Here is a 21,953-nt window from a genome sequence, read left to right as displayed (position 1 = left end):
GATGGAAAAAAGGGCTAGAAAAGCAGGCATTTCGGGAAGGTGCACTTTTGTCAGCGCCGCCCTTTTGTCTCTGGCTTGGGGCGGGACTGCACACGCCAAGGACGATAAAATAAATGAAAAAATCGTAAAAAATCAAAGCGCTTGGCAAAATCGCGGCGAGCCCACCCTCGCGACGAATTTCGAAGAGCGTTGGTCTGGATCCGAGAAAGAGTTCGTCTTTGGCGCCGACGGCGTTGTGAAACCGGCGACCGAAGCGCAAGAGCACCTCCATAATCTTGGGGGATCGAATCAAATTGATGCAATAATAGGCCACGCATCATCTGCAAATGATGACACCTTTGGGCATGGAGTTTCGCAAACTCCGACAGGAAGGTTAGAGCAAATTGATGCATCCGAGCCGGCTGAAGGCGGCCAATCCGAAGCACAAAATTGCGGTCCCTCTCCGCTGGACACAGACGAAATCAAATCATTGGTTGTCCGGACGGCACGGAAATACAGTGTGGACGAGCGTTTTGCGACGGCGATCACCTGGGCGGAAAGTGGTTTTGACCAGAGCCGCAATTCACCAAAGGGCGCGCGCGGGCCGATGCAGCTCATGCCGGCGACGGCTGCACGCTTTGGCGTCGAGGACATCTGTGATCCTGCTCAAAATATCGAGGGCGGGGTGAAATACCTGCGGGCGCTCCTCGACGAGTTTCAAAACCCCCTTCTTGTTGCCGCCGCCTACAACAGCGGCGAGCAGCGGATTTATGAGCACGGCGGTATCCCACCATTCAAGGAAACCATCGGTTACGTCGCCAAGGTGGTCAACTACCAGCTCGGGCTGCCGATACCGTCGGCAAAAGGCAAGGCGAGAATAGCCGCTTCGCAAGCGGTCTCAGATGCGGGTGACAGCGGCGATGCCGGCGTCGTCGCCGTGAAAAAAACCGGCACGTTTGTCGGTGGCGTAATGCACTTCTAAAGGAGAGATATATGCAGACGGGAGTACAGAGGGACAAATCCCAACCGCTGAAGCTTGTGGCGATGTTCGGCATGGTAGCAGCCATTCAGGTTGCTGGCGCCGATATTGCCTTTGCGCAGGCAGGCGGCGGAGCCGGAGGCGCCTTTGCGCCGCTTCAAACGGCCGTCCAGATGATCGTTGACTTCATCACCGGCCCGTTTGGTCGCCTGATGGCGATCATTGCTGTCATCGGCCTTGGCTTCCTCGCCTTTGCCGGACGTCTCTCGTGGTTCACAGCGGGTGCGGTTGTCATCGGTATCGGTCTTGTGTTCGGAGCCCCGGCGATCGTCGACCAGATGATTTCGTCCGTCGGCAGCAACTGAGCATGAGCGAGTTCTCCGACGAAAAGCCGGCTCTTACTCCGTTGGTGATCGGGTTAACTCGATCTCCAACGCTTTGGGGCGTGCCATACATGGCGGTGGTGCTGATCGTCGGGGTCACCATTATCGGCTGGCTGGCGACGAACCACTTCCTCGCGCTGCTGATCGCGCCGGTCGCTTACATCGTTCTGTTCTCGCTTTGCACCTGGGACAACAAAATCCTCGACGTTCTGCAGGTGACGTCTCGCAAGACGCCTCGCACGCCCAACAAGCGTTTTTGGGGCACCAACTCTTACGGACCGTGATCATGCTGAAAGTCATAAAAGAAGAGCTGGGATTTGGACGGGTCGCTAGCAACGAGCGGCCCATGTCGATTCATGTCCCCTATCTCAGACATGTCTCCGACACTGTGATCGGGTTGGAAAACGGTTCACTCTTGAGCGTCATCAAACTGGATGGGCTGTTCTTCCAAACAGAAGACCAGGCTGAACTGAACATGCGATCGGTCGTGCACAACACGATGATCCGCGCATTGGGGTCGAGCCGCTATTCCCTTTGGTCCACAGTGATCCGCCGCGAAGTCGAAACCGAGATCGGTGGCGCGTTCGACGAGCCATTCTGCGATCTGTTGAATAGGCGCTACGTTGAGCAACTGCGTCACAAGCGCATGTTCACGAACGAAATCTATCTGACCATCGTGCGGTCAGGAATGCGGGGCGCTCTCGGCGTCGGGGACTCGCTAAAGAGGCTCTTCGACAAGGCCAGCAAAGACGCTCGGGTCCAGCAAACACGTGAAGATGTTTCCGAGCTTGAAGAACTGATCGGTAACATCGTGCGCGACCTGCAGAAGTACGGTGCCCGAGCGCTTGGAATTACCTATCGTCGCAGAAGTGACGCCGAGGCGACGATCGAGGGGCATAAAAAGAAGGAACAGGGCGAACCCTATTCCGAACCCTGCGAATTCATCAATGCGATCCTGACCTGTGGCGTGCCGCGCAAAATGCGCCTGCCGCGCATGGGCATCCGCAACTACGTCGGCACGTCGCGGCTGCATTTCAGTAAGCGGACAATGCAGGCTCAGGCGGCAGTCGATGAAGATACCCGTTTTGGCGCCCTGTTATCGATTAAAGAGTATCCGCCCTTTACCGGACCGGGAATGTTGGACGGCCTGCTGCAGGTGAACCATGAATTCATTCTGACGCAGTCTTTCACCATCGCCGACAAGCCGATTGCGCAAGAGCGGATAAGTCGGCTGCAACGGCAAATCAGGGCATCGGATGAATCCGGCAGCGCGGTCGAGCAGGACATCGACTATGCGCTCAATAGCCTAATGAACCAGGAAGCCGTGTTCGGCTTCCACCATCTTTCGCTGCTGTGCTTGTCCCGCGACCTCGCCAGCGTCAGCCGCACCGTGTCTGAACTCGGTGCGTGCCTGACTGACATGAACATCAATTGGCTTCGCGAGGACCTGAACCTCGAAGCGGGCTTTTGGGCGCAATTGCCCGGCAACCACAGCTACATTGCCCGCAAGGCAATGCTGTCGAGTGCGAATTTCTCCGGTCTCTCATCGATGCACAATTTCGCAACGGGTCAGGCTGATCGCACCCATTGGGGACTGCCGATCACGATCCTCGAAACGACGTCGCAAACGCCGTATTGGTTCAACTTCCATCGCCGTGACATCGGCCACTTCCTTGTCACCGGGCCGACCGGCTCCGGTAAGACGGTCGTATTAACGTTCCTGCTCGCGCAGGCGATACGCGTTTCACCGACACCAAAGGCCGTGTTCTTCGACAAGGACCGGGGTGCGGAGATCTTTGTAAGGGCGATTGGAGGCTCATATGAGGTATTATCGCCGGGCACGCCGACCGGCTTCAACCCGCTGCAGCTCGATAATACCGGCCCGAACCGCGAATTCCTGCTTCGGTTGCTGAAGGCAATGCTGCGCTCCGGAGATCGGAGCGAATTCAACCAGGAAGACGAGGATACTCTCGAACGGGCAATCGTCCGTTTGATGCAGGAGCCTGCCGCGGAGCGGAATCTGCCGAACCTAGCCGGATTGCTGGTCGGTCGGTCGCGGGCGGATGCCAACGATCTTCATTCGCGCCTTCGGCCTTGGATCGACGGAGAAAAGGCCTGGCTCTTTAACGCCGCGCATGACGTCCTCTCCTTCTCGGGCCGGAGCGTGTTCGGCTTTGACATGACAAACATTCTCGGAAACGAGGACCTGCGCACACCGGCGCTGATGTATTTGTATCATCGGCTGGATGAGCTGTTGGACGGAAACCCCGTCATGTTCTTCATGGACGAAGGTTGGCAGCTCCTCATGGACGAGACCTTTTCGGCGTTCATCGTCGACAAGATGAAGACCATCCGTAAGCTCAACGGCATTGTTGGCTTCGGAACTCAGTCCGCGGCGGATATCGCCAAGGCAAAAGCCTCACACACGTTGATCGAGCAGTCCGCAACCAACATCCACTTCCCGAACCCCCGCGCCGACGAAGAGAGCTACATCAAGCGCTTTGGCCTGACGGCGAAGGAATTCAACTTCATCAAGAACACCCCACCCGAAAAGCGAACCTTCCTCATCAAACACGGCAATGACTCGGTCATTGCCCGCCTCGATCTCTCCACCATGCCCGATCTCGTGAAAGTGCTCTCGGGGCGCAAGGAGACGATCGAGGAATGCGCAGCGCTTCGGGAACGGCATGGCGACGAGCCTGAAAACTGGCTGGCCGAATTCTGCGGATGGGAGAAGGCCGAATGAGGAAAAGTCCTGCTTTGTGGGTAATTTCTGCACTGGCTCTTGTCGAAACCGCACCGGCGCTCTCTCAGGTGCCCGTCATCGATGACAAGGTTCTCAAGACCGATACCACGCGCGACCAGACGACGACGGAAATCAAAAAGACCGACAGCGATCGACACGCCGTCAGCAAAGGTGTGACGTGCTCGGTTTATCGGCCAGGGAGAGGCGGCGATCCGGCCTCGGCGGCGACTGCCAATCCGGAGATTGCCGGCTTGGTAAAGCGTGTTGCTCAGGAAGAAGGTGTCGATGAAAAACTCTTCATGGCGCTTGTCTACCAGGAGAGCCGCTTCAATCCCTGTGCGAAATCGCCCGTCGGTGCGATCGGGCTCTCTCAGCTTATGCCGGGCACGGCAAAGGACCTCGGAGTCGATCCCCACAACATCGAAGACAATCTTCGGGGCGGTGCGCGTTATCTAAAGCAACAACTTCGCCGCTTCAATGGCAACACCAATCTGGCGCTGGCCGCCTATAACGCCGGTCCCGGAAACGTGCAGAAGTATGGCGGAATCCCCCCTTTCAAGGAAACGCAAGGGTACGTCGCGAACATCACCCAAAAGTGGCTGCCAGCGTTCGGTGGTTCCGACGTGGCCAATATCCCGGTGAACTACGGCGGGGGCTCGACGGCCTTCACCGGCATGCGCGACTCCACGATTAACTCCATGGCGACCTCCCAATCGATCGTTGAAAGCAGCGGAAACGTCGCGTCGTGGCTGCAGCAATTGGGCGGAATGTACAGCGGCACGGTCCAGGACAGTTGGGACCACAACTCCGGCGCTCGCAATGCCAACCTCGAAATGATGAACCAGGTCATTCGTCTTGGCACGACGATGGCGGATCTCATGAACTCTCGTAGCGCCGTCGATGTTGGCGGCCTGTCCGGATCATCGCGCACAAGCGATTTCCGAACTGAGAAAGACAATGCGAACCGCGAAACGACTGGTCTTTGCGATCCACGGCAAGGGCTTGAATGGAACCCGACGGAGAAGGCTTGCGTCCAGAAGCGTGAACGTGAGGCCAACGTAGAACTGATGTTGAACGCTCAATGAGGAGAACTGCGATGAGACGTTTAATTTTGACGGCCTATTCGCTGACCTTTGCATCCACAACTCTTGCCCAAGTACCGGTCATCGACGGCGCCAATCTTAAGATTGCGCAGCAAACGTCGGCGACGACCGACAAGATTCTTGGCACCAACAAGGAAGTCCTGAAAACGGTCCAGGAGACCCTTCAGGCGGTGACCGGCGATCGCGGCAGCGACGCCAACCAGATGCAGAACCTTGCCGTTGGCAACGGATTCAGCGTTTCCCAAATGCCGTCCTTCGACAGCCTTATGTCAGGCGGCGTGCCGAATTTCGGCAGCATGGGCGGTGACATTGGGAAGGTCGCTACGACCTTCATCAACGGCCTGCAACTCGTGAAAAACCTATCCGGCCAAGCAGGCAGCTCGTTCTCGGGCGACAAGTCATACGAGGAAATGGTCAACACAGTTCTCGGTGTCGCCGCCCTCGTCACCGGCTCGCAAAAGGCCGTCCAGACCCGCCGCACAGCTTTCGAGCAAGCGGGCGCGAACATCGGTCAAGCCAAGGATATCAAGGGTTCAATCGACCAGAATACACAGCTGCAGGTGCAAGCCGGCCTGACGGTCAACGAATTGATCGGCGTGATGAACGGCGCCGTGTCTTCCCTCCAGGCCGATAACCAGCGACGCCTGACGGACATCTCCAACTCAAAGAAGGCACTCACCTATAGTGACCAGTAAAATCATCCTGACAGCGAAGGCTCTCCTTCCCGTCTTGATCGCGGCCGGCCTCGCCGGCTGCGGCACGGCGGCGAAGGAGAAAACCGCGCCCTGCAAGAGGCCTGCCAACCTGACCTCTTACGCGTCGGATCCTCGTCAGGAATGCGGCCCGATGATGAGCATAAACGGCGAGGCCGCTGCGGCTTTCGCGGCGATCGACGCGATGGCGACTGAATGAGGACGGGTTCCCACCGATGAACGATTTCCTTGGCGCGCTGCTGGATAGAATTGAACAGACTGGCGCAAATTTCTCAGCAAGAGCATACGGGATTGTCGGCGACGAAATCGTGCCGCTGCTTACCATCATGTTCATCGCATATGTGGGCTACTACGGGCTGCAACTCTTCATGGGAACCGCCCGCATCAGCGTTAGCGAGATCATAGGGCGCGTGACCCGCATGTTGATCATCCTCGCGCTCGTGAGGGAGTGGGACTACTTCAACACGCTGTTCTACTCCTGGCTGAACGACACGCCGGAAGACGTCGGCCGGGCGATCCTAACTGCCACAGGCACCGGGATAACGGAGCCGACCAACGGCCTATCGATGATCTGGAGAACCGCCAACGAGGCCGCTTCCGCGTTTGCGGAACAGTCGGGTTATTTGACAATTCTGCCGTCCATGGTCGGCTTTCTGATCATGTTCGCCGTGGCGGTGTTCATCGCCGTGGCGTTGGCGATCCTACTGCTCGCAAAAGTGATGATGTGGGTCCTGATAGGGACCGCGCCGATTTTCATCGGTTGCATGCTTTTCGACCAGACAAGGGGCCTCGGCGTCGCGTGGTTCCAGCAGGTGCTGATGTATGCGTTAATCCCGCTATTCGTTTATGTCGTGGCCGCGTTCCTGATTGCAGCAATGGATCCGGAACTGACAAAGGTCAGCAGCGCCGCAAGCGAAAGGCGCCTTCAGCTCAGCGACATCTCCGCGTTCCTGTTGCTCTGCGCCGCTGGCGCGTTCGTCCTCTTCAATATTCAGGTTCTGGCCCAGGGGATTACCGGCGGCGTAGCAGCCGGTCTCGGCAATGTTGCTCGGGCGGTCGGCCGGTTTGCGGGAGTCTCAGCACCAGTAGCGGCCTTCAAGGGTGGGCGGAGGGTGGCGGGAGCAGTTGGCAATGCAGGCATGCAAGCTAGGGCGCGGACCCACGAAGGCATGAAAGCCAACATAAGAAACGCCAGTGCTGAGGCGATGCAGAACCGCATCAGCAACAACAGCATGCCTCGCTGAGAGGCGAACGTAAGGGCTAGAACGAATGGCGGATACAAACGAAACAGCTCTTCGGAGCTATTTTCAGGATGGCGATCGCTGGGAACAGGAGATCGTGAAGAAAGCCAAGCGATCGCGCACGATCGCGTGGATGGTCACGACGATTTTCGCAGCGATAACCCTGCTGTCATTGACAGCTTTGGTGATGCTCGTCCCGCTGAAGAGCTTTGAACCCTATATCGTCGAGGTCGACAAAAACACAGGCTACATGGAGGTCAAAACCGGTCTCACCCGTCCGGCAAACCTCACCGACCAACAGGCCGTAACTCAGGCCTATGTCGTTCGCTACATTCGATCGCGTGAAGGTTACGACCCCTTCGCCATCGAGCAGAACTTCGGCATTGCCGCCCTGCTCTCCACTGGCGATGCAGCCCGCGAGCTGCAGGAGCTCTACAGCGCAGCAAATCCGAACAATCCGGCAAAGGTCCTGGGCAAGAACAGACATGTGACCGTTGATATCAAGTCCGTCACCTTCTCGAATGCGAGCACGGCCTTGGTCCGGTTTTCGACCACCGAAAAATCGGACACGGACTCGATCGTCCGGCATTACATTTCCGTCGTCCGCCATCGCTATACGGACACGCCGGCGACCAATGAATGGCGCTTCGAGAACCCCTTGGGCTTCCAGGTCTATAACTATCGCCGCGACCAGGAGACGGTAACACAAGGGGGCGCTGAGTGATGAAACGCTTCCTGCTTTCGGCCGCGAGCGGGGTCGCGATGATGACTCACGTCTATGCGGCACAAGCGCCCCGTCCCGGCTCTCTCGATTCACGCGTGACCAGCGTAGTCTACCAGTCCAACAACGTCGTGAAGGTTTCGGCGACTTACGGCATTTCCACGATGATCATCTTTGACGAGGACGAAAAGTTCGAGACGATCTCGCTTGGCGACACCGACAGTTGGCAGGTTGCCCCGTCTGAGAAAGGCAACATCCTGTTCGTGAAACCGATCGCGAAAAATGTCGCCACAAACATGAACGTTGTGACCAGCAAGAGGATCTACTTTCTCGAGCTCAACGACCATGCCCCGACCGACGGCAAGCAGGTGTTCGGGATCCGTTTCGTGTACCCCGAAAAAGATCTGAATGCCTCGCTCCGCAAGGAAGCCGAGTACCGGGCGGCAAACCCAAACATGTCCAAGATCGACAAAGCGAACGTCAACATCGACTATTCGTTTTCCGGTGATCCGGCTTTGAAGCCGGCAATGATCTTCGACGACGGCAAGAAGACCTTCTTCAAGTTCAGCAGCCGCGTTCCGGCGATCTTTGCGGTCCAGACCGACTTTTCCGAGACACTGCGAAATTTTAGGAAAGAGGGCGAATACATCGTCGTCGATGGCGTTGCGACGCAATACACACTGCGCGACGGCAACCAGTGGACCTGCATCTTCAACCTTCGCAAGCCCGACTTCGGCGCTCCGGATCCTGACATTCTCGGTCCCGCCCACGACACAAAAGCGGCGAAACGAAGAAGGAGCGGCAACGAATGAAGATCAGCCCCGAACTTGAAGCCATGACGGCGGCTGACGAGACGGCCGTCAGCAATCGTCGTGTCGGTCGCAACCAATCCCTGGGCATGGCTGCCCTCATTGTGGGCGGAGCTGTCGCCGCCTACTTCGTCCTTGCCGCAGCCAACGAAAAGCCGCGTGACGTCGCTGATAGCGACGAGGAGTTTCAAACCACGACCTTCCGGCCACCGTCATTTGTGCGTGATGAAGAAAAGCCACAGCCGCGGCCCGAGCAGGAAATTATCAAGCTGCCTGAGCCTCCTGAGGTAGTTGAAGAGGCGCCTGTCGACACGACCGAGTTCAAGGTTCCAGCTCCCCCTGAGGTCGTTGAACAAGCCCCAGAGATGGCCCCTGTCGAGGACTTTCCCGACCGGTATAAGTCCGGCCTGATCTCGCTCGATCAAAAAGGGAACGGGACAGGCAGCGGAAGTCTGTCGGATGAAGGAGAAACCGGACTGTCCGTTGCCGGCGAGGATCGCAACAGCAAGTACTTGGCTGGGGCCTCGAGCCTTGCCGACCGAACCGCGAAGGCTCGGCAGATCGAGCGGATCGACGCGATGATACCGGAAGGAACTTTGATCCCCGGGATTCTCGAAACCGCAATCAATAGCGACCTTCCCGGTCAAATTCGTGCGATCACGTCGCAGGACGTTTATTCGTTCGACGGCCGGCGCGTGTTGATCCCGACCGGGACCCGTCTCATCGGCGAATACCAGTCCGAAGTGACGCGCGGGCAGAAACGCATCTTTGTCATCTGGACCCGGCTTCTTCGTGACGACGGCGTCTCAGTGCGGCTCAATTCAATCGGGGCAGACAGCTTGGGCCGCTCCGGTTTGACCGGCCATGTCGACAACAAATGGCGAGAGCGGTTCGGCTCGGCGATCATGCTTTCAGTCGTCGGCGCCGGGGCCAGCTTCCTGACGGGATATGGAAGCGACCAGGCGTTCGGTGACGACGATAGCGACGCACAGCGTGGCGAAGAACTGGCCCGCGAAACGATCACCGAGACCTTCTCCGACATGGCGAACCAGGTCTTGGGCGAAAACCTCCGCATTCCTCCAACCATCAGCGTCAGCCAAGGCGAGCGCGTCTTTGTCTACGTACGTCAGGACCTCGATTTCGGCGCAATGTACGATGATCCGATCACCGAAGCGATGAAGGAGATTCAGCGTGAACGTCGCGGCAAGTAACGCAAGTACCATCAGGCGCGATCCGCATTACTTCCTCAATCGCGCCCTCGAACCAATCAAGCATTTTCTTGACGACCCAAAGGTGGTGGAGATCGCGGTCAACAGGCCGGGTCAGGTCTACGTGGAACGGTTCGGCGCCGATCATATGGAGCATCATCTGATCGAAACGCTGACGCTCGATGAAATCCAGAACATCGGTGAGCGCGTTGCTGCGGCGACCAACCAGTTTATCAGCCGTGCCAAGCCGATCCTCAGCGCCGCGCTCCCCACTGGTGAGCGTATCCAGATTGTCCTGCCGCCGGCAGCACCCGAAGGCGGCTCCATCTCGATCCGCAAGCAGGTGGTCAACAACTTCACGCTCGAGGAGTATCGCGATAACGGCTCACTCGAAAAGGTATCGGTGGCCGTTGGTGGTCTCAGCGACATTGACCGGCAATTGATCCGGCACCTGCGCGCAAATCGGATTTACGATTTCATCCATACCGCCATCACCAAGCGGGTCTCGATCCTGATCAGCGGCGGCACGTCCTCTGGTAAAACGACCTTCCTCAACGCCTGCCTCAAGAGCGTGAACCCAAATGAACGCATCATCACGCTCGAAGACACGCGAGAGCTATTCCCGCCGCAAGCCAACGCGGTTCATATGATTGCATCGAAGGGCGACCAGGGCACCGCGGATGTGACCATTCAAAACCTGCTCGAGTCATCGCTGCGCATGCGTCCCGACCGCCTGTTTGTCGGCGAAATTCGTGGCTGCGAGGCATTCGCATTTCTGCGCGCGATTAACACCGGCCATCCGGGCAGCATGTCCACGGTCCATGCGGATACGCCTATGGGCGCGTATGAGCAGCTCGCGATGATGATGCAGCAGGCCGGCATGTCGGCCGGTTTCTCCAAGCAGGATCTCATGTCGTACATCCAGATGGTGATACCGATCGTTATCCAGCTCCGCCGGGAGGGCGGCAAGCGCGGCGTTTCTGAGATTTTCTTTGCCCGGGATGAAACATGACCAAGGGGCTCCAGGCCTTCTATCTTCTCTTCTGCCTCGGGATAGCGTTTGTTGTCTGGATGCTTGGGTACGGCCTGGGGCTTCAGCTCTTCTATAAAGACGGGCGGATTCTCGAAACAACCATCACCAGCAATCCTTTTGCTCCAATCCAACAGTTCTGGCTCTATCGAACGAGCCCTTCCCTGCAGAAGGTCGCGCTTGGCTCGATCGCGCCGGCACTATTGGTTGCAGGCCTCGTCGCTCACATCGGTCTCAAGCCGATCACCAACCCCCTTGGAGACGCTTCTTTTCAGGACATGGCCTCGCTTCGGCGGGGGAAATGGTTCCGCAAACACGGCCATATATTCGGGCGTCTGGGGCGCGGCATTCTTCGCACCAAGGACGACCGGCATCACCTGATCATCGGCCCGACGCGCTCCGGTAAGGGCGCCGGCTATGTGATTCCGAACGCGCTCATGCATGGAGGTTCGATGATCGTAACCGATCTCAAGGGCGAGGTGTTCAAGGCAACCGCGGGCTATCGGCGTCAGAACGGCAGCCAAGTCTTCCTGTTCGCGCCAGGCTCGGAAACGACCAATCGATACAACCCGCTTGACTTCGTGCGCTCTGAGCGCGGAAATCGAACGACCGACATACAAAATATCGCCAGCATTCTGGTGCCCGAAAACACGCAGTCGGAAAACTCAGTCTGGCAAGCGACCGCACAGCAAGTCCTTGCCGGCGTGATCAGCTACATCACGGAGAGCCCTTTCTATAAGGACCGGCGAAATCTAGGCGAGGTCAACTCCTTCTTCAACAGCGGCGTCGATCTGCAGGCGCTCATGAAGTACATCAAGGAAAAAGAGCCCTACCTGTCGAAGTTCACTATCGAAAGCTTCAATTCCTACCTCGCTCTATCTGAGCGGGCGGCCGCCTCTGCCCTGTTGGACATTCAAAAGGCCATGCGGCCTTTCAAGAATGAGCGGATCGTTGCGGCGACAAACGTTACCGACATGGATCTGCGGGCAATGAAGCGCCGGCCGATCTCGATCTACCTGGCGCCCAACATTACCGACATCACGCTGTTGCGTCCGCTCCTGACCTTGTTCGTGCAGCAAGTGATGGACATCCTCACGCTCGAACACGATCCCAACTCCCTCCCCGTGTACTTCCTGCTCGACGAATTTCGGCAGTTGAAGCGGATGGACGAGATCATGACGAAGCTGCCCTATGTGGCCGGCTATAACATCAAGCTCGCCTTCATCATCCAGGACCTGAAGAACCTCGACGAGATCTACGGCGAAACCTCGAGGCATTCCTTGCTCGGCAATTGCGGCTATCAGCTCGTTCTTGGTGCCAATGACCAGGCAACCGCCGAATATGCGTCCCGGGCGCTTGGGAAGCGCACGATCCGCTACCAGTCGGAATCCCGAACGATCGAGTTAATGGGTCTGCCCCGTCGCACGAAGGTAGAGCAGATTCGGGAGCGCGACCTGATGATGCCGCAGGAAGTCCGGCAAATGCCGGAGAACAGGATGATCCTGCTCATCGAGGGACAAAGGCCGATTTTCGGGGAGAAGCTTCGGTTCTTCCAAACGCAGCCTTTCAAATCGGCAGAAGCGTTCTCTCAAGCACACATTCCGCACGTGCCGGAGGTCGAATATCTGACGCCGAAGCCCGTGCCGGCGACGGCTCCGGAGTATGCCAATGGCGGAGACCCTTGCGCTGGAATGGCCCCACCTCCACCCGTGAAAGAAGAAAAGCAGGCCGCGTCCGCCGGAGACCCGGCCGAAATGCAAGTTCATCCAGTGGCTGCGAAGGATGAGGCCCCCACCAAGCGAACCGTTAACAAAAACGCGCTGAGATCGAAGCAAGAGGCGGCGCCAGCGACCGAAGCGGAAGCGCCGGCTCATCTGGTTGCGATGGAAGCCCGGATCAAGGCTCTTGAAGTGGGATTGAAACCGCGGGCCGTCCAGCTGAAGGCAGCAGTCGAAGCAAAAGTCGAGAAGCTTGGTTCCAGGTCACCTACAGCGCGTCGGAATTTCATGGAGATCTTCGACGCGACTGTGCCTGATCCTATCGACGTCGGTGTGGTGCCGATTAGTGCGTAGCGAGATACGTTACTGCAAAACGAACTGATCCTTTATCAACCCCAAGCGGGATTTTGGTCAACGATCCCGGTCTAGTTGTCTAATTTAGTAAAACTCTATACCCTGCGTCAGGGTTTGGACTGTCGCTCTGCGGCCAGCATAGCATGCGTTGACAGCGTTAACGACTTACAACCACAACCGTAGGCGTTCCGCCGTCATCACTGCTTAATGCTGCCTCGACTCACCGCTTTCCGAGACAAAGCGAAAGGCACCGAGGGCTCATTATGAAGCAAAAATTCTTGGTCATCGGGTTCCTCGCACTTTTGTCTATCGACGCGCAGGCAGCTAGTCCAGACGACTTAAGGCTTCATTACTATTTCTTAAGGGGCTCTCTGGTTGGCCAATCTCCTTTCGCCAAGTCGGTCAATGAGTTTCGTAGCCACTTTGACCGTTTGAGGGCAGATCCTATAAATACTAACGTCAGTATAATGCAGCGGACTCACGAGCTCATCGAGTTGCATCCAACAACAGCAGGCAGTGGCGCTTCGGCTCAAATACTCGATGACCTTCGCACCATATCGGAAAAGAATTACAAAGACTCTAAAAAGGTCTTCAAGGCACTTTCCCTCTATTCAATGTTTACTCGTTACCTGACGAGCGGCCCAATGCGGGCCCCTCGCGCCTACGAAGCGCTAGGGCTGCAATCAGAGCAAGAGTTGGAGAAATTCCGTGACAACATGATTTATCTGACAACAATGAGCAATGCTGGCGCCCTTACACAAGATGAACAGCAGGCGCTTGATCTCTTCTTTCGCTACTACATCGGCGTTCCAAGTCGCCTTGGTGTAACGGAGATTATGGCCGATCCCTTGATGTTGCCTGTAAAGGATTCCGCGGCAATCGAAGGTCGCCTAAAGGAGCAACTCGGCGGGGATTTGAGCAACCTGAGGAAGGCCAGCCGAGTGACGCAGGACCTTGTTGCTACGCTCCGGTCTCAAATTAAAGATGAAGGTCTTCGACAAGCCTTGCGGGACGCCTCCGCCGAGCTCCATCAAGCCACATCATTCGCTGAGATTGACGAAATCCTGAAGCGGCTCAATGGTATTGCTTGCGAAGGCGACCAAGCGCCGGCTTGCGACGAGGGCAAACGTCAAAGCATTAAACTTGCGGAGAAGAAGAAAGAGCAGATCGCTAGGTCCGAGTTTGAATACGGCATCGAACAATCCATCGAGCTTGGCATTGCGGTCGGCAGACTCACTAAAAGTGACGATCTCACAAAATCATTTCAAGCATTGAAAGCGGTGAACGATGCATATCAAGCGGTTTCAAAGGGCATGGCCGCTTTCGGGAGTGCCAGTACGACAATGGGTCAGGTCGGAGCAGTCGCTGGCGCTGCATCGGGCGTGGTTGGCGCCGTCGTCGCAGTTTCAGCGATTATAGACGGCGGGGGAAAGACCGCTGATGAAGCAATTCTGGAATCTCTCCAGGAACTAAAGGAAATGATCGTAAAGCTCAGCGAACAGATCGAGGCTGGGTTCTCAGATGTCGCAACTCGAACGGACAGAATAGAGGCGCTTCTAAAATCCTACAGCAACCTCTCGTCGAAGAACGACTTTACTCTTCAACAGGAACTCGTCGCCCTACGTGCGGAGGTCAGAGAAGGCCTACAGCCACTGAAGTTGGTCAGGCTATCCTATGCGGAGAAGGCCTATGATCAATATAAGAGCCTTGGCAGAATTGGGACGGATTTTTTACTCAGTCTCCCCAGAGAGCCAACATCCCCTCTTCCCGCGATGACGAAACGGCTATTAACCAGCCTATTCGCTGAGCTTTTTATTATCACAGCAGCCATTCAGAAAGGAGAGTACAACATTGCTATTAGCGAGGGCGAGGCAGCGGAGGCGCACTTCAGCGTCATCAACGAGCTCGCAGCTTATCCGCCAAGCCTATTTCGTACGGCCTTCCTCGCTCAAAATGCAGTTAACGCCTCCCAAGTTTCAAACTGCTCCGAGGTCAATCTCATTGGATTGCTGATGGTTTCCGAGGCGGCCGGGCAGGTTAACGGGGTGCTGGACAATGTCTCTCATTTTCAGCTCTCGGACTACTTGTCAGATTCGACAGTCAATCAAGAACAGTTCAAGCATCAGCTGAGAGCGGGAGCCAAGTTTGTTGCCGGTCAGAGAACAGCGGTAGCCAAGTGCGTCTCGAAGGCGCTGTATCAAGACTTCGAGGCGACCCAAATCCGCCGCCTAATAGGCCTTTTGGAAGGGCAGCTCGACACGTTCTTTGAAGACGGCTCCCGTCTCAATGATATGCTTGTCACTCTGGTCGCCAATTATCCATTGCCCGGCGGCTTCCATCGTGAAAGCTTCTTTGCTGGACAGCTCATTCGAGAGGCAAGGTCATTTGATCCAGAGGCTTGGGAACGGGTAGCGCCGATGCCTTCTGTGCTGCCGATCCATGGATTGGGAACACAGGGGTTTCAGATGACACGGTCGGATTTCACAGGGTTCGTTCCCACATATCAGATCCGCCTCGGCCCCTCCTTGGGCGCGGACTTTCAGTTCTTTATCGAAAATTGGTGGAGCCCCGGAAAATATCTCCTTCCGCTGCAAATTGCACTAACCTCGCCTCGAAACAAAAAATTGATACACATGTGGCGGGGCCAGATTGATCGAGAGTGGCTGACAGACCCCTCCCTTTATAGCGACACGTTTCGGGGTTCCAATGCAATCTACTTTAGATTGATTCCGGATAGTTTGCCCCGAGTATATGCAATGCTGAATGACAGGGGCATTGGCCTGTTGGGCACGATGGACGCCCGACAGGGGCAACGGGGCAACGCATTTAAATGGGTTCCCGGGCGAGAAACGGTCTATTGCAATATGCTCGATGGTTTTTACGAGTGTAACGGTGCAGCCAAGCAAAATTACAAGACATACAATCAGTTCGAGCCTGGAAACTTTTTCCTCGGCCCAGTATTAGCCCCTCACAACGGTGACATGTTGAGTCTTCCGCCAGCTCGGCACGTGAGCCTCGATTGGTTTTCAAGTTTTCACAATAAGTATCGAAAGGAGTTCAGCGAAGGCATGATTGCCTACGTGAGCTTCCTCCGCGACACCGCGACTGAGACGTTGTCGCCGTGCCTGCAGCGTCTCGTTCAAGGGGTAAGCTTCACATGTGACGTTACGGGGTTCCGCAATGTGTTCCCTGATCGAAGCGACGAATATCGCCACATTGAAGAATTCAACCTGACGCGCATGACTCTCGACCCCACCTCAAAGGAGACTCAGCGAACTATGGAACTGACCGACCTGGCGCGGATCTCATCAATTAAAGTCGAGCCTCACGCAGATGAGGCGATATCGCAAATTCAGGCTTTTCTTGGAACGTTGAAGGAGCGGCTCGCAGCTCTTCAACGTGAACCGAGGGCCGAAGTTGAGCTGTCTTCAGACGTCGACCAACTTATCGCGAATGAATACGATTGGCTCGATAGACGGCTTAGACCGTTTGTAGTGAACCAAGCGAATTAAGAAACCAAAGCCATCAGATAGGTCATGGTGTCGTTCAGCCAAACCATTACATCACGGTACCAGGCCATGACCGATTCATGGGCCACCTGGACAAAACCTAGAAACATCACAAATACGATAATTGCGCCGAAGAACTTCCCGAACCCCTCGTCACCTTTGGGATCGTTGCTCTGGACGACGTATTGTTGGCGGTTGTCGTTCAACATATCCGTTTAACGGTCCCGATCGTCGCGGTCGCGTTCCTTCTGTTCGATCTGTTCCCGCTCAAGCTCCTCGAGACGAGGGATGTGCTGCTGGGCGGGATCGGTGCGTGTTGTCTCTCCGCTACGCTGCGCGGTTTCCCGATCCTTATTTAGGCGATCCTGGAGGCGATTTGTAGCCTCGACAGCAGCAGCGAGATCGTGGGCTTCTCGCGCGTCATTGTCGGGCGGCCGCCGATCTTCCTCTTCGCCGCGCAAATCACGCTCTTGCTCCGCGGTGACATCCGCGGTCGAAGGTGGCACTCCCGTCGGTCGACCCACCTGACCGATCGCTCGCTGCAGATCGCCATCATTCTCAGCCACTTGGCGAAGATAGCCGTTTCCTTCGACAGCCAATTGAGCAGCTTTCTCAATCGCCTGATCAAGACCAGCCTGCATCGCCTCCCTGCGATCGGCCGCAAACTCTCCGGCTTCGATCCGATCGAGACCTTGTCGGTAGTGATCGTGAGCGTCCGGCGAAGGCATTTTCGCTTGGTTGAGAGGCCGAGATTATAGGTCGCGTTTCATCTCGTCTGCCATAACGCGTTCGACCACATCCGGATCGCATTGTTCATCGACGAGAAACTGGCGGATTCCACCATCCCATGTCCGTATGTCGGCGAGGAGATTTTGGAGCTCGTCCACGCCGTTCTCGGTCAGGCCCTTTGTGCCGTGTTCGCTGCCGTCGCGGACATAAAGCAATTCGCCTTCGCTGATATTATCCGAGTTGGCGGTCACCTCTTCGATCAACTCGAGGTTCTCGCCGATCATCTCAGCGACCTCTTTGAGGGTATAGATGATCCTTGAGCGCGCCATCACGCAGCCTCGTACCGGTCGTTTGCCGGAGTCCACTGCCACGGGAGCAGTTCCTCAAGTCGATCCTTCGGATGGCTCTGGATCCTGGTCAGGACGTCTGCCAGATAGGTCTCTGGATTGTGGCCATGGAGTTTAGCTGTTTCGATGATGGTCAGGATATTGGCGATGCGCTCGCCGCCCTTGTCTGACCCAGCAAAGAGCCAATTTTTTCTTCCAATTCCGAGTGGCCTCATAGCGCGCTCAGCTATGTTGTTATCGATTTCGACACGGCCATCGTCAATGTAGACGCTCAAAGCTGCCCATCGCGAGAGAGCGTATCGCATCGCTTCGGCAAGCTTTTGTTTCTGCGGCAGCGTCGAAAGCGTCGTTTCAATCCAAGCCTTGAGGTCCGCCAGAATGGGTCTGGCGTGTTGCTGGCGCAGTGTTCGCCTCTCGTCGGAAGACATGCCGCGGATACGATCCTCGATATCGTAGAGTGCACCGATGCGCGACAGAGCCTCGTCGGCGATCGGAGATGGCTTGAGCTTGATCACATCATGGAACTTGCGGCGCACATGCGCCATGCAGGCGGCTTCGATGATCTGGTTGCCGTAAAGCTTGCTATAGCCAGCATAGCCATCCGCATGCATTACGCCGCTGAAGTGAGCGAGGTGTTCAGCCGGATGCACGCCCTTTCGGTCGGGGCTATAGTAATAGGCGATCGCTCCGGGCGTGGGATCCTGGTAGCCGCTGCCGTCGAAGACATAGACCCAGACCCTGCCGGTCTTCGTCTTTCCTCGTCCTGGGTCGAGAACATCGACCGGCGTATCGTCCGTGTGTATTCGGTCGACCGCGGCGATATGGGCTCTGATCAGCAAGATGAGGGGCGAGAGCAGAACGGACACACGGCCAACCCAGTCCGCCATGACAGACCGGGAGATGTCGATCCCCAGCCGGTCGTACATCTCGGACAAACGGTAGAGTGGGATATGATCGTCAAACTTGGCGACCATGATGTGTGCGAGCAGTCCTGGTCCAGGTTTGCCTCGCTCGATCGGCAAGCTCGGCATCTCACCCGATACCGTTGTATCGCAGTCCTTACAGACCATGCGCTTCTCGATATGCCGGACGATCTTCACAGAAGCCGGCACATGCTCCATCACCTGCACCACCTTGTCGGCCGCCTTCAGGAAGGACTTGCCACCACACGTCGGGCAACTGCAGGGCGCTGTGTACACCCGCTCTTCGGTTGGAAGACCATCCGGCAGAGGCCTGCGTTTCGGCTTGTCGGGGGTATCATCCAGATCTGGCAGCAGGCCTTTTCCGGAACGAGCATCAGCCTCGGCGCGAGAGGCTTCGATCTCCTCGAGCATCAGTTCGAATTGCTCAATCTTCCGATCGATCTTTTCCGAGGATGCGCCGTGCTGCCGATGTCGGAGCAGTTCCAGCTGCGCGCGCAGAAGACCGATGATCGAGTCGCGTTTGATGACTTCGGCTTCTTGTGCGCTGAGTTTCGCCGCCTGTTCAGCGACGAGCGCGCGCAATGCCAATAGCTCGTCCTGACTGTCCAGCGGCGGTGCTTTCATGCCCAAAAACATAGCCGATTTGCAGCGAAAGCACTAGCGTTTTGCCCCGGATGTGCCTGTAAAATATAGCTTTTAACCCGTGCGGCCAGGGGCGGAAGTCCACGCTGGTCGGCGCCAGTCAATCCCTTCGACAAGCATCGACAACTGGGCCTGCGTAAGATGCGCAACACCATCTTTCGCCGTGGGCCAGGGAAAGTATCCGCGCTCGAGAATCTTGTAGAATAGGCAGAACCCTTGGCCATCCCACCATAGAAGCTTGATCCGGTCGGCGCGCTTTCCACGGAAGCCGAAGATTGCGCCGGATCCTGGCGCCTCCTTGAGGACCGTCTCAACGAGCGTGGAGAGTCCATCAATGCCACGCCGCATGTCGGTCACTCCGCAGGCCAGATAAACCCGCACATTTCCCGAAGGCCCGATCATGCTGCCTCCACACAAGCGACAAGCGACGATAGCACTTCGAGATCCATATCCGCTGCAATTCTCAGTAGACGGCCATTCCTCAAGACGATTTCAACGTCCTTGCATCTCGACCGAGCACCGATCCTCTTGGAACCGTCACTCACGCTCTCCGACGCTCCGATAAGCGAAACCGGGATGAACGATGGGGTCTGTGGAGGTTTCAATTCGGATGGCGAGAACTTCTTTCGCCAGGCGTATATTTGTTGCGGAAGAACGTCGTGCCGGCGCGCTACATCCGAAACGCTGCCATCCGCGCTGAACGCTTCTTGCAAGATCGAAAGCTTCAGTTCCGTGGACCATCGACGTTGTCGCTCGGCACCCGTCAGGATCTCAACCTTGGCCATTCATACCCTGTTACGTCACAAATGAATCATCTGTGACGTAACTTGCGCCAATTCCCCGCCGGACCAAAATCCGCTCACCGGACGCTCACTAGTGATCGATGTCAAGCATGGCTTCATTGCCGGCCTCGACGACACCCGCACCATGCTTGGAAGCAGCGGTATTCCATGCCTCGTTGATCGGATCGCGGGGATCGTTGCGTGCCTCTTGGTTCCCCTGCTCCGCCAACGCCTCTTTACGCTGCTCGTACAGCTCCACCAGCTCACGCTTTTGGTTGACGAAATCTCGGGCCAGGCCCGCGACTTCATCAAAGTCGGCACGATCCTCTGACGCGACGGTGCGCTGCAGTTTGAACAGAGCCGTCTCCACCTTTTTCTCGTAAACCTCAAATTCTGCTCGTGACGTTTCGCGCAATTGCTGACCCTCCAGAACCATCTCCTCCAATGTAACCAAATTGGTGCGGAAATTCGATCCAAAATCCGCATGAATTACGGCGGTGCTGGTTTCCGTCTGCGTCGCCAAAAGCCCAGATTGCAAGTATTCTCCATGCCTTACGGCATAGGTAGCGGTTTGCTGATCCCCACTCGCCAAAGCGATTTTTTGCCACGAGCCCTGCACCTTTATGATGTATTGCCGGCTCCTGTCGCTCTTAGGGACCGTCCGTCGGCCGCTGCGCTTGGCGTCATAGCGCCCCTGCGCCGCCTCGCTCGTCCCGACATGCTCCGTGCGGCCCTCCCGGTTCACCGGTTGAACCTGAGTGCGCGTGAATGCCGGGGGGCTGGCAAACTCACGGCGATCGGTCATTTCCATCTCGATGCCATGGTCGCGCGCCTTCTCAGCCATGACTGATCGCCATTCCCGGAACACTGCCGGCGTCGTTTCGATGCGATCACCGGAGTCGGATTTCATGGCGACGATCGCATGAGCATGAACATGCGGACGCTTACCCCCCGCGCCTTCTTGCTTCGGGTCGCTCTCCGGATCGTGCATGGAAAAGGCATAACGATGTCCTGCAAACTGGTGTGCCAGGAAGTCGCGCACCGCCCCCTCGAATGCCGCAACGTCGGTTCCGGCCCGCGCCGACATGATAACGTGCATCACGTCTCGGCTCTTCCGGCTGTGAAGCTCGCCGCGCCATTCCTTCTGTACCAGGTTAGCAGCTGTCTTTTCGTCAGCTATTTGTCGACCGCTATCGTCGCGGAGGTCCCGATATCGTTCGACGAGGTCGCGCAAACGGCTGGCTCCGAACTCGACGCCATTGCCGTAACCCTGGAACGAGAATTTGGCCTCTGCGTCGCGAGCGGCCGCGCTGGTGTCGTGTCGGCTCTGGATGATTGCTGCAGCCTTGGCGTCGCCCGTCAGCCGCTCCCCCTGCCCGCTCCTGAGCACTACGAGCCCTTGAACGGTCAGAGAGCCGTCGTCACGTTTCTCCACGGCATAGGCATAGCGGCGATCGCCAAAGCCGCTCGTCAACGAGCTTCGCACCAGCTCGTGCATTGCCGCGTCGGATGCGAAGGCCGAAGTCGCGATCTCGATCGTAAAACTCCCGATGTCTCGACTTTCGGCCCGGTTCTGAAAAAGGTGATCCCAATCGCCCCGGACACGCGCGAGATCTTCGCGTCCGTCCAGGATGCGGCCACTCTCGTCCTCGACCTTAAGCTCTCCGGCGCGAGACACGTAGTTCAACATGGCACCGACGCGAGCGCCGCCGCCATAGGATGCCATTTTAACAACTGCCGGCTGGCTGCCCTTCGCGACTGCCGCTAACCTGACATCCATGGGACGGCTCGCGCCTTTCGGCAGCTCCTCTTCTGATCGAGGCGCACGCCGCCCCTTCCGTGGACCTCCTGGACTGCCAGAAGCGCCGGAGCTGCCACCTCCTCCACCAGCCGAGCCTAGTTGGGCCAACTGGTTCAGGCGCTTCCGCATTTCTTCCTCAGCCGAAGCACGACGGCCGCCAGCCGACATTTCCTGCAACAGCGCTGCGCGCCGCTGCTCCCACTCACTGGTGAATGCGCCGAAGAAGATCTCCAAAC

General features: G+C 57.0%; 20 protein-coding genes and 1 pseudogene. 14 read left to right on the top strand and 7 right to left on the bottom strand.

Translation table 11 applies throughout. The features are described from left to right. The first annotated feature begins 1 nt into the window (after position 1). The 14 genes from IB263_RS32455 (at position 2) to IB263_RS32390 (ending at position 16,496) form a co-directional block, all read left to right on the top strand. Entirely contained in the window at positions 2–961 is a 960-nt protein-coding gene (locus IB263_RS32455) for a lytic transglycosylase domain-containing protein (RefSeq protein ID WP_192439552.1), read from the top strand. A gap of 11 nt (positions 962–972) precedes the next feature. Beyond that, positions 973–1,323: a TrbC/VirB2 family protein gene (locus IB263_RS32450; protein ID WP_192439551.1), complete on the top strand. Its 351-nt coding sequence runs from the start codon at positions 973–975 to the stop codon at positions 1,321–1,323. Between the two features lie 2 nt (positions 1,324–1,325). Continuing rightward, positions 1,326–1,625, top strand: coding sequence for a type IV secretion system protein VirB3 (locus IB263_RS32445; RefSeq protein WP_113399136.1), 300 nt, complete (start codon positions 1,326–1,328; stop codon positions 1,623–1,625). Positions 1,626–1,627: 2 nt separating this feature from the next. Further along, positions 1,628–4,087, top strand: a complete 2,460-nt coding sequence (locus IB263_RS32440; protein ID WP_192439550.1) for a VirB4 family type IV secretion system protein — start codon at positions 1,628–1,630, stop codon at positions 4,085–4,087. Further along, on the top strand, positions 4,084–5,172 hold the full coding sequence (locus IB263_RS32435) for a lytic transglycosylase domain-containing protein (RefSeq protein ID WP_192439549.1): 1,089 nt from the start codon (positions 4,084–4,086) through the stop codon (positions 5,170–5,172). The genes IB263_RS32440 and IB263_RS32435 overlap by 4 nt, the downstream gene beginning before the upstream one ends. A gap of 11 nt (positions 5,173–5,183) precedes the next feature. Then, entirely contained in the window at positions 5,184–5,885 is a 702-nt protein-coding gene (locus IB263_RS32430) for a type IV secretion system protein (RefSeq protein WP_192439548.1), read from the top strand. Next, the gene (locus tag IB263_RS32425; protein ID WP_192439547.1) at positions 5,875–6,102 is read left to right on the top strand and encodes a hypothetical protein; all 228 of its coding nucleotides are present in this window, start codon (positions 5,875–5,877) and stop codon (positions 6,100–6,102) included. Before IB263_RS32430 ends, IB263_RS32425 begins: the two co-directional genes overlap by 11 nt. Positions 6,103–6,118: 16 nt before the next feature. Further along, positions 6,119–7,147 carry a type IV secretion system protein gene (locus IB263_RS32420; protein WP_192439546.1) on the top strand — a complete coding sequence of 343 codons (1,029 nt, stop codon included), beginning with the start codon at positions 6,119–6,121 and terminating at the stop codon, positions 7,145–7,147. A gap of 25 nt (positions 7,148–7,172) precedes the next feature. Then, on the top strand, positions 7,173–7,868 hold the full coding sequence (locus IB263_RS32415; protein ID WP_192439545.1) for a virB8 family protein: 696 nt from the start codon (positions 7,173–7,175) through the stop codon (positions 7,866–7,868). Continuing rightward, positions 7,865–8,677 carry a P-type conjugative transfer protein VirB9 gene (gene virB9, locus IB263_RS32410; RefSeq protein WP_192439544.1) on the top strand — a complete coding sequence of 271 codons (813 nt, stop codon included), beginning with the start codon at positions 7,865–7,867 and terminating at the stop codon, positions 8,675–8,677. The genes IB263_RS32415 and virB9 overlap by 4 nt, the downstream gene beginning before the upstream one ends. Further along, positions 8,674–9,885: a type IV secretion system protein VirB10 gene (virB10, locus tag IB263_RS32405; RefSeq protein WP_192439543.1), complete on the top strand. Its 1,212-nt coding sequence runs from the start codon at positions 8,674–8,676 to the stop codon at positions 9,883–9,885. The genes virB9 and virB10 overlap by 4 nt, the downstream gene beginning before the upstream one ends. Then, a complete protein-coding gene (gene virB11 / locus IB263_RS32400) occupies positions 9,866–10,894 on the top strand; it encodes a P-type DNA transfer ATPase VirB11 (RefSeq protein ID WP_192439542.1) in 1,029 nt (342 codons plus the stop codon). Before virB10 ends, virB11 begins: the two co-directional genes overlap by 20 nt. Beyond that, complete coding sequence (locus IB263_RS32395) at positions 10,891–12,984, top strand: type IV secretory system conjugative DNA transfer family protein (protein ID WP_192439541.1); 2,094 nt, start codon at positions 10,891–10,893, stop codon at positions 12,982–12,984. The genes virB11 and IB263_RS32395 overlap by 4 nt, the downstream gene beginning before the upstream one ends. Before the next feature lie 263 nt (positions 12,985–13,247). Next, complete coding sequence (locus IB263_RS32390; protein ID WP_192439540.1) at positions 13,248–16,496, top strand: hypothetical protein; 3,249 nt, start codon at positions 13,248–13,250, stop codon at positions 16,494–16,496. Here IB263_RS32390 and IB263_RS32385 read toward each other — a convergent pair. The 7 genes and pseudogenes from IB263_RS32385 to IB263_RS32355 form a co-directional block, all read right to left on the bottom strand. Continuing rightward, positions 16,493–16,702, bottom strand: coding sequence for a hypothetical protein (locus IB263_RS32385; RefSeq protein ID WP_192439539.1), 210 nt, complete (start codon positions 16,700–16,702; stop codon positions 16,493–16,495). The genes IB263_RS32390 and IB263_RS32385 overlap by 4 nt on opposite strands. A gap of 6 nt (positions 16,703–16,708) precedes the next feature. After that, a pseudogene (locus IB263_RS32380) lies at positions 16,709–17,200 on the bottom strand (conjugal transfer protein TraA); the annotation flags it as partial. Between the two features lie 45 nt (positions 17,201–17,245). Continuing rightward, a complete protein-coding gene (locus IB263_RS34390) occupies positions 17,246–17,551 on the bottom strand; it encodes a hypothetical protein (protein ID WP_060530557.1) in 306 nt (101 codons plus the stop codon). Then, complete coding sequence (locus IB263_RS32370; protein WP_060530572.1) at positions 17,551–19,116, bottom strand: IS66 family transposase; 1,566 nt, start codon at positions 19,114–19,116, stop codon at positions 17,551–17,553. The genes IB263_RS34390 and IB263_RS32370 overlap by 1 nt, the downstream gene beginning before the upstream one ends. 72 nt (positions 19,117–19,188) lie before the next feature. Beyond that, positions 19,189–19,536: an IS66 family insertion sequence element accessory protein TnpB gene (tnpB, locus tag IB263_RS32365; RefSeq protein ID WP_060530558.1), complete on the bottom strand. Its 348-nt coding sequence runs from the start codon at positions 19,534–19,536 to the stop codon at positions 19,189–19,191. Next, positions 19,533–19,919 (bottom strand): transposase, encoded by a 387-nt coding sequence (locus IB263_RS34890; RefSeq protein ID WP_060530559.1) that lies wholly within the window; start codon positions 19,917–19,919, stop codon positions 19,533–19,535. Before IB263_RS34890 ends, tnpB begins: the two co-directional genes overlap by 4 nt. 88 nt (positions 19,920–20,007) lie before the next feature. Further along, positions 20,008–21,951, bottom strand: coding sequence for a conjugal transfer protein TraA (locus tag IB263_RS32355; RefSeq protein ID WP_246811145.1), 1,944 nt, complete (start codon positions 21,949–21,951; stop codon positions 20,008–20,010). Positions 21,952–21,953 lie beyond the last annotated feature (2 nt).

Source organism: Ensifer sp. ENS03 (assembly GCF_014852035.1).
Lineage (GTDB): Bacteria > Pseudomonadota > Alphaproteobacteria > Rhizobiales > Rhizobiaceae > Ensifer > Ensifer adhaerens.
Note: the sequence above shows the minus strand (reverse complement) of the source record. Positions and strands in the feature narration are given on the sequence as shown.